Genomic DNA, 13,444 nt, shown 5'->3' on the forward strand with positions numbered 1-13,444 from the left:
GAATCGTCGCGCCGGCGCCCAAGCCGGCGCGCGTTCCGAAAGGACCATCATGACCTCTTCCCCTGAAGTCAGGGATCGCCGTGCCGCCGCCGCGGCCAACCTGCGCCGGCTGCTCGAGCCGGCCAGCATCGCGTTCGTCGGCGGGCGCGGCATCGCGGGCGCCGTGCAGCGCTGTCGCCACTACGGCTATGCCGGCGACATCTGGCTCGTCAATCCGAACCATGCCGAGATCGACGGCGTGCACTGCCATGCAAGCGTCGCCGACCTGCCCGCCGCGCCCGATGCCGTGTTCGTCGCGGTCCCCGCGCGGCAGGCGATCGACGTCGTGCGCGCGCTCGCCGAACGCGGCGCCGGCGGCGCGATCGTGTACGCGTCGGGTTTCTCCGAAACCGGGGCCGACGGCGCCGCGCTGCAGCAGGCGCTCGTCGACGCCGCCGGCGACATGGCCGTGCTCGGGCCCAACTGCTACGGGTTGATCAACGGCCTGAACGGCAGCGCGCTGTGGCCGGTCGCGCACGGCGCGCCGCGCGTCGAGTCGGGTGTCGCGGTGATCACGCAAAGCGGCAACCTCGCGTACAACCTGTCGATGAGCGCACGCTCGGTTCCGTTCGCGTACCTGGCGAGCGTCGGCAACCAGGCGTCGGTCGACATCGCTCGCCTCGTCGATGCATTCGTCGACGATCCGCGCATCCGCGCGATCGGCGTGCATCTCGAAGGATTGAAGGACGTGCGCGCGTTCAGCGAGGCCGCCGCCCGCGCGCTCGCGCGCGGCGTACCGATCGTCGCGCTGAAGAGCGGGACCTCGGCGCTCGGCGCGCAGCTCGCGATCAGCCACACGAGTTCGCTCGCGGGCTCGGACTCGCTGTACGACGCACTGTTCCGGCGGCTCGGCGTGATCCGCGTGAAGGACCCGGTCGGCCTCGTCGAAACGCTGAAGCTGCTCGCGATCGCCGGTGTGCCCGAGCGCCGCACGCTCGCCGCGCTGGCGACGTCCGGCGGCGATGCGGGCCTTGTCGCGGATCTCGGCGAAGCGCGCGGCATCGCGTTCCCGCCGGTCGGCGATGCGGGCCGCGACGCGCTCGGCAGCGTACTGCCCGCGTATGCGACGATCGCGAACCCGCTCGATTTCACGACGACGCCGTGGGGCGATCCGGACAAGATGCGCGCGTGCTGCGACGCGTTGCTGGCCGACCGCCCCGGCGCAGCCGCGATGATCCTCGACTATCCGCAGGAAGCGACCGGCGAACGGCCGCTGTGCGACATCGCGGCGCAAGCGTTCGCCGCGTCCGCGCGCCAGCACGGCGCGGTCGGCGCGGTGATCTCGGTGTTTCCGGACCTCACGCCGCCCGATCACGCAGCACGCATGGCCGCGGCCGGCATCGCGCCGCTGCAGGGGCTCGCCGACGGGATCGATGCGATTGGTGCGGCGATGACCTACGGCGAGACGCGCCGCCGCGTGCTCGACGCCGATGCGCTAAACGCGCTGCCGGTACTGCGGGCCGGCAACGGCGGCGGCAGTCACGGCGCCACGACGTTGCACGACGAATGGGCGAGCAAGCGGATGCTGGCCGCGCACGGGCTCGACGTACCGTCAGCGGAATGCGTCGCGCCCGCCGATGCACCGGCCGCCGCGCAGCGGCTCGGCTTTCCGGTCTGCGTGAAAGTGGTCAGCGATCGCCTGCCGCACAAGACCGAGGCGGGCGCGGTCGCGCTGAAGCTCGCGTCGCCCGAAGCCGTCGCCGCCGCCGTCGAGCGGATGACCGAACAGGTCGCGCGTTACGCACCGGACGTGCACGTCGAGCGGATTCTCGTCGAGAAGATGGCCGACGCGCCGCTGCTCGAACTGATCGTCGGCGTGAAGCGCGAGCCGAATTTCGGTCTTGCGCTCGTGCTCGGCACCGGCGGCGTGCTGGTCGAGCTGATCCGCGACACCGCGACGCTCCTGCTGCCGGTGCGTGAAAGCGATGTGCGCGACGCCCTGCTCGGGCTGAAGCTCGGCCCGCTGCTGACCGGCTATCGCGGACGTCCGAAGGCCGATCTCGATGCGGTAGTGGCGAACGTGATGGCGATCGCACGCTTCGCGCAGGCACACGCCGACACGCTGGTCGAACTCGACGTCAATCCGCTGCTGGTGATGGAACGCGGCGCGCTGGCCGTCGATGCGCTGGTCAGGCTCGACGCCTGACACCCGTCAGCCCGCTCAGGTATCGCCCGAGCGGGCCGGCGGCGACCGTGCGCGGGTCTTCGCCGCAGTTCGTTCAATGACGCTCGCCGAGCGTGCCGTCCGTGCTCACGTCATCGTCGCCGGGCGCATCGCGCAGCGCGGCGACGCCCCCTTCGACGCGAGCCTGGGCCGGGCAGACGGGGCCGGCCCTGCCCGGCCCGGGCCGAGGAAACGATCAGAAGTTGTGCCGCATGCCGATGCGCGCGGCGGCTTGCGTGCGGCTCGTCGACGGCGTGAAGCTGTAGCCGATCACCGCATCGACGCCGTTCGATGCGCGCATCCAGTCGACGGCCGCATAGACGTCGGTGCGCTTGGACAGCGCGTAATGCGTGCCGAGCGCGACTTCGTGCCAGTGATGGCCTTCGAACGTCGTGTACTGGTAGCCCGCGACGAGCGACAGCGGAGCGGTCGCCTGGTACAGGCCGCCCGCCTCGTACACGCGCATCGTCGACGATTGCCCGTAGCCCTTGAACGTCGTGTTGCTGAAATCCGCGTTGAGCGTCAGCTTGCCGAGCGTGTACGACGCGCCGATCCCGAAGATCGACTGCGAGTCGATCGAGAACGGCGTCGAATCGTGCAGGTCCGTGACGGCGCCCGTCGCCGGATCGACGGTCGCGACCGTCTGTCCGAGCATCGTCCTCACGCCCATCTGCACATACGGATCGAGCGCCGCAAGCCGGCGCGGCGCGTTGAGCCGCGTATAGTTGCCGCCTGCCGAGAAATCGCCGTGCGTGTAGCTCGCGCCCAGGCTCCACGCACTGCCGTCGTGGAAGCTGCCCGCATCGTTGCTGAACGAATACATGCCGCCGACCACGAGCCCGTGGAAACTGTTGCTGACGAACTTCACCGCGTTCTGCAGCCGGTCGCCGCTCTGACGGTCGAAGTCGCCCAGGTGCACGCCGTAGCCGCTGCCGAACGCGCTGACGTTGTAGTTCGCAGTGAAATCGAATGCAAAGTCGTACTGGTTGCCGAACGTCAGTGTGCCCCAGTCGTTGCCAAGCCCCACGTACGCCTGCCGCCCGAACATCGCGCCGCCCTGGTTCAGCTTGCCGGTGCCGAGCCGGAACCCGTTCTCGAGCTTGAACACGGCCTTGTTGCCGCCGCCGAGATCCTCCGTGCCCATCAGGCCGACGCGGTTGCCGTACGACACGCCGTCGTCGAACAGGTACGCATGCGCGCCGCCCGTATTGTTCACGTAGGTGATGCCGCCGTCGATGATCCCGTACAGCGATACGCTGCTCTGGGCATGTGCGTAGCCGTGGACCATCACCGACATCATGCCGGCCAGCAGGAAGCGCTTCTTCATTTTTCGGTGTCTCCGGTTTCCGCACGAGGCGGATCGATTGTTCGTTGTACGTGACATGCAGATGCGCCGCCCGCCCTGCTTCGCTTCGGCATCGCGGCGCTGGCGAGTATAGGTTTCGTTGAATGAATGTTCAATTGATTGAGAGAGGAATCCGCACCGGTGTTTACACGCATCGGCGATATCTTTATTGAAAAAACGTTCAACCCGTCATAACATCGACCGGCAGCCCCGCGGACGACGTGCGGGCCCGTTCCGAACCCTGGAGTGCACTGGATGACGACCCACCTCAGCCCCGCCGCCGAGCCGCGCCTGCGCTCGGCCTACGAAGGACAGAAGGCGCGTCCGTACGACCCCGCCGCACCGATCGCGACGCCCCTCGTCCTGCATCGCTGCACCGTGCAGCCCGAGTGGGTCGATTACAACGGCCACATGAGCGAATCGTGCTATCTGCTCGTGTTCGGCGACAGCAGCGATGCGTTCTTCCGCTACTTCGGCATCGACGACGACTATCGCGAGGCCGGCTGCTCGATTTACTCGGCGGAAACGCATATCCGCCACCTGCGCGAAGCGATGCTCGGCGAACCGCTCAGGCTCACGGTGCGGCTGCTCGACATGGACGACCGGCGGCTGCACGTGTTCCATTCGATGCACCATGCGACCACGGGCGCGCAACTCGCGACCGGCGAGCAACTGCTGACCCACGTCGACATGCGCGCGAAACGCTCCGCGCCGTTCCCGGCCGCGATCCGCCGGCATCTCGACGCGATTCACGCCGAACATGCGCGCGCGCCGCACGAGCCGCATGCGGGCCGCGCGATCGCGATCCGCCGCCCTACGCCCGCTTCACGCTGATCTCGCCGACCCACGACGGAGTGTTCTCATGCAGACGAACGACGCCTGGCGCACGCGCGCCAGCCAGCTCGACATCGATTCCCGCGCATTCGTGGACGGTGCGTTCCGCGACGCGCACGACGGCGCCACCTTCGCCTGCACGAGCCCGATCGACGGCCGCGCGCTCGCGCAGGTCGCGCATTGCCGGCAGGCCGACGCCGACCTCGCGGTCGCGGCCGCGCGGCGCGCATTCGAAAGCGGTGTGTGGCGCGACGCGTCGCCGCGCGAACGCAAGCGCGTGATGCTGCGCTGGGCCACGCTGATCCGCGAGCACGCGGACGATCTCGCGCTGCTCGAAACGCTCGACACAGGCAAGCCGATCGGCGACACGACCACGATCGACATCCCGTCGACCGCCTACTGCGCCGAGTGGTTCGCCGAATCGATCGACAAGACGGGCGGCGAAGTCGCGCCGGCCGACGCGCATCTCGTCGGGCTCGTCACGCGCGAGCCGATCGGCGTGGTCGCGGCGGTCGTACCATGGAATTTCCCCGCGATGATCGCGATGTGGAAATGCGCGCCGGCGCTCGCGGCCGGCAACAGCGTCGTGCTGAAACCGTCGGAGAAATCGCCGCTCAGTGCGTTGCGACTCGCCGCGCTGGCCGCGCAGGCCGGGCTGCCGGCCGGCGTGCTGAACGTGCTGCCGGGCTTCGGCGATGCGGGCGAAGCGCTCGCGCGGCATCCGGACGTCGACTGCATCGCATTTACTGGCTCGACCGCGGTGGGCCACCAGGTCGCGCGATGCGCGGCCGATTCGAACCTGAAGCGCGTGTGGCTCGAACTCGGCGGCAAGTCGCCGCAGATCGTGCTGCCCGACTGTCCGGACCTCGAACGCGCGGCGCGCACCGTCGCGCATGCGGTGTTCTACAACACCGGGCAGATGTGTACGGCGGGTTCCCGTTTGCTCGTCCACCGTGCGATCCGTGACGAACTCGTCGCGCGCGTGCTCGCGATCGCACCCGAGTACGCGCCCGGCGATCCGCTGTCGCCCGCGACGCGCATGGGCAGCCTGATCGATGCCGCGCAGGTCGAACGCGTGCTCGGCTACGTCGACGCGGGCCGCGACGAGGCGACGTTGCTCGCGGGCGGCAAGCGTGCGCGCGCCGGGAGCGGCGGCCAGTACGTCGAACCGACCGTGTTCGACTGCCCGCGTGCCGACGCGCGGATCGTGCGCGAGGAGATTTTCGGGCCGGTGCTGGCGGTCACGGCGTTCGACGACCTCGATACGGCCATCGCGCACGCGAACGACACGCGCTACGGGCTGGCGGCATCGGTATGGACGGCCAACCTGACGACCGCGCACGAAACCGCGCGCCGGCTGCGGGCCGGCACGGTGTGGGTGAACGGCTATGAGGAAACCGACGACATGAACTTCCCGTTCGGCGGATCCAAGGAATCGGGCAATGGACGCGACAACTCGCTGCACGCGCTGGAGAAATATACGGAGTTGAAGTCGACGGTGATCCGGTTGCGGTGACGCGAAACGGGCGGCGCGCGCCCGCAGGACGAATCCGCTCCCGTTGCGGCATGACCGCCATGCGATCAGTTTTCACGCGCCTCGGCGAGCCAATCCTCGACCTGTAGCCCCGGGACTCGCGCAAACTCGCGCACGTTATGTGTGACGAGCACCAGACGCCGAGCGCGTGCCTGCCCGGCGATCAACGCATCGAACGGACCGATCGGGGTGCCCGCCGCTGTCAGATGCGCGCGAATCTCGCCGGCGTGCTGAGCATCTTCCACATCGAAAGACACCACCTCGAACTGAAGTGCCTCTACACGTGCCACGTTCGCCGCCGCTCTTTGACTCTTGTAGGCGCCGTAATAGAGTTCCGGCATGCCGAAATCGGCTGGCTGATACGTGCGCAGCCGGGCCAGCATGGCCGGCTCGCCTTTCATGATGGCGATTACAGCGTTGGTATCCAACAGAAATTTCATCCAAATACGTCCAGATCCGGGCGTTCCTGAGCGGCAGGCTCGGTCGTGGCGGCGGCTTCGAAATCGGCGTCGACCGGGCCGATCAGCGGCGTGAGCCATACCCAGTCTTGCGGCACCGGCTCGAGAATCACAGATGAACCGTGGCGACGAATCCGGACCTCGGTCGTGTCGAAGCGGAAATCCTTCGGCAGACGGACAGCCTGCGATCCGCCATGCTTGAAAATCTTGGCAGTATCCATCTTCGCCCCTCGCGTATCTACGAAATGTATCTATTTTAACCACTCCGCGCGCTGATGACGAGTCACCCGATCGGTATATGAACAATGAGCAACGGAGCGTCGCGGAAACCCGATTCATTCCCACCAGGAAACAATCAATCGCACGCCGGCGATTCACGTCACCGCCCGCACGCCCTAGACTGTCGCATCGCTCCCCTTTCGGACCCAACGCAATGACCGACGTCCTGCCGCTGACCACCGATCCCGAGTCGGGCCTCCAGTACCGGCTGCGCCCGGCCACCGGCCGCCCCGCTGCCCGCCTGTTGCTGCTGCATGGCGTCGGCGGCAACGAAACCAACCTGCTGAACCTGGCCGACGTCATCGATCCGCGCATCGAGATCGCCTTCCTGCGCGCCCCGCTCGCGTTCGGGCCCGACCAGCACGCGTGGTTTCCGGTGCGCTTCGGCCCGAACGGTCCCGAAATCGACGCGGCCCGCGCGGACGCGAGCCGCGTCAAGCTGATCACGCTGCTGCGCGCCTTCCACGCCGGCGGTGACGCGGGCGCGGCCTTGCCGACGGTGATTGCCGGCTTCAGCCAGGGCGGCATCATGAGCGCGAGCGTCGGCCTCACGTCGCCGCAGGACGTCACCGCATTCGCGGTGTTGTGCGGGCGCATCCTGCCCGAAATCGATCCGCTGATCGCGCCGCGCGAGGCCCTTCGCCCGCTCCATGCGCTGATCGTGCACGGCCGCGCCGACGACAAGCTGCCCGTCGCGTGGGCCGACACCGCCGACGCGAAACTCACGGCGCTCGGCGTCGCGCACGATACGCGGCTGTACGCGGCCGGCCACGAGCTGACCGCGGAGATGGCCGGCGATTTCGGCCGCTGGGTCGGCGAACGAGCCGGATTGAACTGACTGGCACGAGGCGCCGGGGCGCCGGCCGCGAACGACCCGGCGCGCCCGGCTCATTTCGTCTTCAGACGCCCCGCGCCGGATCGGCAACGGCGCGCGTGGCCGAAGATGCAAGCGCATCCGCCGCCTGCTCCCGCGCGGCGCCGCGCTTCGCCAGCTTCCAGCCGACCACCAGCGCGAGCACGACGACCGGAATCGTCGCGATGGTCCACGTGCCGCCCGGATAGTCGAATGCCATCAGCACCAGCACGCCGACGAGGAAGGCCAGCGTGAGCCACGACGTGAACGGCGCGCCGGGCATCCGGAACGACACGGCCTTCAGCTCGCCGCGATCGACCGCGCGGCGGAACAGGATCTGGCACATGACGATGAAGCCCCACGTCGTGATGATCCCGAGCGACGCCATGTTCAGCACGATCTCGAACGCCTGCGCCGGCACGATGTAGTTCAGCGGCACGCCGATCGCATTGATCGCGACCGTGATCAGGATCCCGCCGTACGGCACGCCGCGTGCGTTCATCCGCGACACGAAGCGCGGCGCCGATCCGCCCATCGCGAGCGAACGCAGCACGCGCCCGGTCGAATAGAGGCCGGAGTTCAGGCTCGACAGCGCGGCGGTCAGCACCACCACGTTCATCACGGTGCCGACGTACGGCACGCCGAGCTTGCTGAAGAACGTCACGAACGGGCTTTCGTGCGCGCTGTACGCGGTCCACGGCAGCAGCATCGTCAACAGCACGACCGAGCCGACGTAGAACAGCGCGATGCGCCACATCACGCTGTTGATGGCTTTCGGCAAGACCTTGCGCGCATCGGCGGTCTCGCCCGCGGCGACGCCGACGAGCTCGATGCTCGCATACGCGAACACGACGCCCTGCACGATCAGCACGGCCGGCAGGATGCCGTGCGGGAAGATCCCGCCGTGATCCGCGACCAGGTGAAGCCCCGGCATCTGGCCGGCGACCGGATGGCCGCTCGCGAGAAACACGGCGCCGACCGCGAGGAACACCGCGAGCGTGCCGACCTTGACCAGCGAGAACCAGAACTCCATCTCGCCGAACACCTTCACGCCGATCATGTTCATCACCGACACGATCCCGAGCGCGCCGAGCGCGAACACCCACTGCGGCACGTCCGTGAACACGGCCCAGTACTTCATGTAGATCGCGACCGCGGTGATGTCGACGATGCCGGTGGTCGCCCAGTTCAGGTAGTACATCCAGCCCGCGACGAACGAGGCGCGTTCGCCCATGAACTCCCGTGCATACGACACGAAGCTGCCGCTGGTCGGCCGGTGCATCACGAGCTCGCCGAGCGCGCGCATGATCAGGAACGCGAACACGCCGCAGACGAGGTACACGAGCGCGAGCGCCGGCCCCGCGTGCTGCAGGCGCCCGCCCGCACCGAGAAAGAGGCCGGTGCCGATCGCGCCGCCCATCGCGATCATCTGTACGTGCCGCGGCTTCAACTGCTTCGCATAGCCGGCTTCGTGCGATGCGAACATCGCATCGGGGTCGGCATGTCGGGAATCCGCGCCGCCGGCCGGATCGGCCGGGCGCTCGCTGCTGTGGGTCATCGTGAGTCTCCGTTGTTTCTTGATGTATCGCGTCCCGCGCGGGGACGCTCAGGGTGCAGCCGCACGCAAGCCGCCGGCGTCACGCACCGTCGGCCTGCGCAGCCGGCGTCAAAGCACGCGCGGCCGGATCAGCGCTTCGGGCTGCAGCGCTTCCTCGACCTGCGCGGCGGTCATCCACGCGCGCTCCAGCACGACCTCGCGGATCGACTTGCCGGTCGCGTGCGCTTCGGCCGCCACGGCGGTCGCGCGCTTGTAGCCGATGTACGGGTTCAGCGCGGTTGCGAGCGCGACCGAGCGCTCCATCGTTTCGCGCAGCCGTTCGGGGTTCGCGGTGATCCCGCTCACGCAACGCTGCGCGAGCGTCGTGCAGGCGGCCGTCAGGTGGCTGAAGCTGCGGAACAGCGCGCTGGCGATCACCGGCTCGAACGCGTTCAACTGAAGCTGCCCGGCCTCGGCCGCGAAGGTCACGGTCAGGTCGTTGCCGAACACCTCGAACGCGACCTGGTTGACGACTTCCGGGATCACCGGATTCACCTTGCCGGGCATGATCGACGAGCCGGCCTGCACGGGCGGAAGGTTGATCTCGCCGAACCCCGCGCGCGGGCCGCTCGACAGCAACCGCAAGTCGTTGCAGATCTTCGACAGCTTCACCGCGATCCGCTTGAGCACGCCCGACACCTGCACGAACGCGCCGCAATCCTGGGTCGCTTCGATCAGGTTCGGCGCGGTGCTCAGGTCGAGCCCGGTAATGCGCCGCAGCGCCGCCAGTGCCTTCTCCGCGTATTGCGGATGCGCGGTGATCCCCGTGCCGATCGCGGTCGCGCCGAGATTGATCTCGCGAATCAGCCAGCCGGCTTCCTGCAGGCGCGCGATGTCTTCCGTCAGCATCACCGCGTAGGTGGAAAACTCCTGGCCGAGCGTCATCGGCACGGCGTCCTGCAGCTGCGTGCGCCCGAGCTTCAGCAAACCGGCGAACGCGTCGGCGCGCTCCGCGAACGCATCGCGCAGGCGCGCCATCGCTTCGAGCAGGTGCTCGACCGCGAAGCAGGTCGCCACGCGGATCGCGGTCGGATAGACGTCGTTGGTGCTCTGCGCGAGGTTCACGTGCTCGTTCGGATGCAGGTATTCGTACTGCCCGCGCGCGTGGCCCATGATTTCGAGCGCGCGGTTGCAGATCACCTCGTTCGCGTTCATGTTGGTCGACGTGCCGGCCCCGCCCTGGATGATGTCGACGACGAACTGGTCGTGCAGGCGCCCTTCGCGGATCTCGACGCACGCGGCGGCGATCGCATCGCGGTACGGCCGCGGCAGCAGCCCGAGCTCGCAGTTCGCGTCGGCCGCGGCCTCCTTCACCGCGGCGAGCGCCATCACGAAGTACGGCAGCGACGCGATGGTGCGGCCCGAAATGTCGAAATTCTCCTTCGCGCGCAGCGTATGGACGCCGTAGTAGGCCTCATTCGGAATGCTTCGCTTACCTAAAAGATCCGCTTCGACGCGGAAGCCGTTTTCTGTCATCGTGCCCCTCCTGGATGTCTCGTGCCGCTCGTCGTGCGCCGCTTCCCGACGCGACGGGTTCGCATTCTATGCCTTTGCAAAAACAAGCTCACTTCTGTATTATCGAAAGCGGTTTTGCGTGGGACGCAACAATGAGAGTTAAATGAAAAAAGGCGCGAGGGAAACCGGCATCGATCACTTGGGGGCGATGCGCGCGTTCGTCAGAGTGGTCGAAACGGGGAGTTTTTCGGCGGTCGCCAAGGAGATGCACGTGTCGACGTCCACCGTCGCACGCAAGGTCACGGCGATCGAGGAGGCACTCGGCGTCGCGCTGCTGCACCGCTCCACGCATAGCGTGACGCTCACCGAAGCCGGCCATATCTACCTGGAACGCGCCGTCACGCTGATCGCCGATCTCGACGACACCTTGCGCGTGGTCGCCGAGCTGAATGCGCAGCCGAGCGGCCCGCTGAAGCTCACCGCGCCGGTGGCATTCGGCCGCCGCCATCTCGCGCCGCTGGTCGCACCATTCCTCGCGCGCTACCCGACGATCCAGCTCGACGTGCGGCTCACCGACAACCACAACGACCTGGTGGCCGGCGGCTTCGATCTCGACATTCACGAAGGCGAGAACTACCTGGACAACCTCGTCGTTCACCGCCTGTCACGCAACGACAGCATCCTGTGCGCGACGCCCGGCTATCTCGACCGCTGCGGGCGCCCGTCCACGCCGGACGACCTCAAGCAACACAACTGCCTGCGCTACGTGCATCCGGAAGGCGATCCGCGCTGGGATCTCGTGAACGGCGACGCGCGTCATAGCGTGCTGCCGGCCGGCAACCTCGTCACCGACCATTCGGAGCTGCTGCTCGAAGCGACCTGCGCGGGGCTCGGCATCGCGGAGTTCGAGATCTGGCTGGTGCGCGACCTGCTCGCGAGCGGCCGGCTCGAATCCGTGCTGCCGCGCTACCGGCTGCAGAACCGGCTGACCGGCGAATACATCTACATCGCGTATCTGGCGAACCGGCGCAGCTCGGCAAAGTTGCGCGTGCTGAAGGACTTTCTCGCGGAACACCTCGCGCATATCGGCGAGCTGTCGGCGCTGGAGCTGACGAAGATTCGCGGCGCGAGGGTGTAGCGCACGCGCCTTTGGTCGCGCTCGCGCCGCTGCGCACGGCCCGCGTCGCGGACCACCGGCAGCCACGCATTCACGCCGTTCAGGCCGTTCAGGCCGTTCAGGCCGCCTGCAATTCGAACGGGAACGTGGCGTGCCCGATCTCGACACCCTGCGTGTTGAGCATCCGCGGCCGATGGAAGCCGGCCAGTTGCGCACGCTGCTCGGCCGTGCCGATCTGCAGCCGCTCGAGCAGCTCGCTGACGACCATGTAGAGCACGTCGAGATTGCCGTCCTCGATCTTCACCGAGATGCCGAGCGCCCCATCGGCGCCCAGCGCCCGCGTGCGCGCCGACGCACGCACGCCGATCCCGTAGCACGCATCGGCGCCGAGCTTGCCGACCACCTGCCCGTCGAACGCATTCATCAGCACCGTGCAATAGCGCCCTTCGCCGGCAACCAGCTCCGGATACGCGGTCATCGCATGATGAATGCGCGCCAGCGCGCGGACGCGCTCGGTGATGTCGCCTCCGCCCGCTTCCACCGTATCCGCCCCGTCGGCCAGCGACGCGTAAAGCCGCGCGAGCCGGTCCAGCGAAAACGCCGGCGTCGGCAGGTTGCACCCGTCGATGCCCCACTCGACCTCGTCGTCGCGCAGCCCGCATGCATCGGCCACCACGTGCTTCACGCGCACCTGCATCGGATGCTCGGGCAGATGGTAATCGGCGATCGCGGCGCCGATCGCCTGCGCGCCGGCCAGCATCCCGACGTGCTTGCCCGAACAGTTGCTGCACACGCCGGTCGGCGTGTAGTCGCGCTTGATCCACGCGCGGTACACCGCGTCCGACAACGGCGGATGGCCGCCGCAACGCAAGTCGGATTCGTGCGCGGCGACCTTGGCGAGCATCGCGCGCGTGCGTTCGATGTGCCGGTCCTCGCTGCTGTGCGACGCGCACATCAGCGCGATATCCGCATCGTCGAAGCCGAAGCGCTCGGGTGCGCCCGTCTCGATCACCGACAGCGCCTGCGCCGGCTTGGCCGCCGAGCGCGCGAGCGTCATCCGGAACGGATCGCCGAACCGGGCCAGCAGCCGGCCGCGTGCATCGACCACCGCCACATGGGCGACGTGCGTGTTCTCGATCGCATCGCCTCGGTACGTGACGACTGCTGCGCGTTGGGTGTCCATCTTGTGTTGTCTCCATACTTCGGGCCTGCTTGCCGGGGCCCGTCCAACCGGTACGGCAGTGTATCGAGTCGTCGCCGCCGCGCACCGGCCGGGTGATGGAAAGTGGTGTTGCACGCCACGCAAAGGCAATCCGCCCCCCACGAAAGCCTGACCAAATTAGTACAAAAACCATTCGATCGAATCGACATCAATTCGTACACGCACGTCCAATAACGCGAATAATACTCATTTTCACTGATCGCTTCCGATGTCTCTCGACGCCCGGTCGGCATCGCGAAACCGTACCTGTTCCCTGAATCTTCCGCTGCCTCTCGATATGTCCGCCAAGTGCAATACAAGGCCTCGTACCCTTGTATTGGCGCTGACCTGCAACCCCGCTGCTCGCTTCCGCCAAAGCCGCTCCCGCCCATGCCACTGACCAGCCCTCGTTGTCCACCACACTGCCGGCTATCATGGTCCAGTCGACTGCCGTCGGACATACAGGCGAAGCATTCGCCGTCGTGCAAGTTCACCGCGCCGCTGCTCGATGCGCCGCGCTCGGTCACGGTGATCCCGGAGCAACTGTTGACATCCTCCCCCACCTGAA

General features: G+C 67.7%; 11 protein-coding genes. 5 read left to right on the top strand and 6 right to left on the bottom strand.

Annotation, left to right across the window (positions count from 1 at the left end):
* The first annotated feature begins 49 nt into the window (after positions 1 to 49).
* Positions 50 to 2,185, top strand: a complete 2,136-nt coding sequence (locus CFB82_RS27565) for an acetate--CoA ligase family protein (RefSeq protein ID WP_089486072.1) — start codon at positions 50 to 52, stop codon at positions 2,183 to 2,185.
* A 214-nt stretch (positions 2,186 to 2,399) separates the two neighbouring features.
* Here CFB82_RS27565 and CFB82_RS27570 read toward each other — a convergent pair whose 3' ends face one another.
* Positions 2,400 to 3,530 (bottom strand): porin, encoded by a 1,131-nt coding sequence (locus CFB82_RS27570; RefSeq protein ID WP_089486073.1) that lies wholly within the window; start codon positions 3,528 to 3,530, stop codon positions 2,400 to 2,402.
* Between the two features lie 273 nt (positions 3,531 to 3,803).
* On the opposite strand from CFB82_RS27570, the gene CFB82_RS27575 reads away from it, so the two are divergent.
* Together CFB82_RS27575 and CFB82_RS27580 are read left to right on the top strand one after the other, a co-directional pair.
* A complete protein-coding gene (locus CFB82_RS27575; RefSeq protein ID WP_089486074.1) occupies positions 3,804 to 4,382 on the top strand; it encodes a thioesterase family protein in 579 nt (192 codons plus the stop codon).
* A gap of 28 nt (positions 4,383 to 4,410) precedes the next feature.
* The gene (locus CFB82_RS27580) at positions 4,411 to 5,898 is read left to right on the top strand and encodes an aldehyde dehydrogenase (RefSeq protein WP_089486075.1); all 1,488 of its coding nucleotides are present in this window, start codon (positions 4,411 to 4,413) and stop codon (positions 5,896 to 5,898) included.
* A 65-nt stretch (positions 5,899 to 5,963) separates the two neighbouring features.
* On the opposite strand, the gene CFB82_RS27585 is transcribed toward CFB82_RS27580, so the two are convergent.
* A complete protein-coding gene (locus CFB82_RS27585) occupies positions 5,964 to 6,356 on the bottom strand; it encodes a type II toxin-antitoxin system VapC family toxin (RefSeq protein ID WP_089486076.1) in 393 nt (130 codons plus the stop codon).
* A complete protein-coding gene (locus tag CFB82_RS27590) occupies positions 6,353 to 6,595 on the bottom strand; it encodes an antitoxin (RefSeq protein WP_089486077.1) in 243 nt (80 codons plus the stop codon). Before CFB82_RS27590 ends, CFB82_RS27585 begins: the two co-directional genes overlap by 4 nt.
* A gap of 212 nt (positions 6,596 to 6,807) precedes the next feature.
* On the opposite strand from CFB82_RS27590, the gene CFB82_RS27595 reads away from it, so the two are divergent.
* Positions 6,808 to 7,491: an alpha/beta hydrolase gene (locus CFB82_RS27595; RefSeq protein ID WP_089486078.1), complete on the top strand. Its 684-nt coding sequence runs from the start codon at positions 6,808 to 6,810 to the stop codon at positions 7,489 to 7,491.
* Positions 7,492 to 7,552: 61 nt separating this feature from the next.
* Here the strand turns inward: CFB82_RS27595 and CFB82_RS27600 are convergent, their stop codons facing one another.
* A complete protein-coding gene (locus tag CFB82_RS27600) occupies positions 7,553 to 9,064 on the bottom strand; it encodes an amino acid permease (protein ID WP_069251264.1) in 1,512 nt (503 codons plus the stop codon).
* A gap of 108 nt (positions 9,065 to 9,172) precedes the next feature.
* Positions 9,173 to 10,579, bottom strand: a complete 1,407-nt coding sequence (locus CFB82_RS27605) for an aspartate ammonia-lyase (RefSeq protein WP_089486079.1) — start codon at positions 10,577 to 10,579, stop codon at positions 9,173 to 9,175.
* A 142-nt stretch (positions 10,580 to 10,721) separates the two neighbouring features.
* On the opposite strand from CFB82_RS27605, the gene CFB82_RS27610 reads away from it, so the two are divergent.
* Positions 10,722 to 11,696 (top strand): LysR family transcriptional regulator, encoded by a 975-nt coding sequence (locus CFB82_RS27610; protein WP_089486080.1) that lies wholly within the window; start codon positions 10,722 to 10,724, stop codon positions 11,694 to 11,696.
* 97 nt (positions 11,697 to 11,793) lie between these two features.
* Here the strand turns inward: CFB82_RS27610 and CFB82_RS27615 are convergent, their stop codons facing one another.
* Positions 11,794 to 12,858: an asparaginase gene (locus tag CFB82_RS27615; protein WP_089486081.1), complete on the bottom strand. Its 1,065-nt coding sequence runs from the start codon at positions 12,856 to 12,858 to the stop codon at positions 11,794 to 11,796.
* Between the last annotated feature and the right edge of the window lie 586 nt (positions 12,859 to 13,444).

Origin of the sequence: Burkholderia sp. HI2714, from assembly GCF_002223085.1 — a bacterium.
GTDB classification, from domain to species: domain Bacteria; phylum Pseudomonadota; class Gammaproteobacteria; order Burkholderiales; family Burkholderiaceae; genus Burkholderia; species Burkholderia lata_D.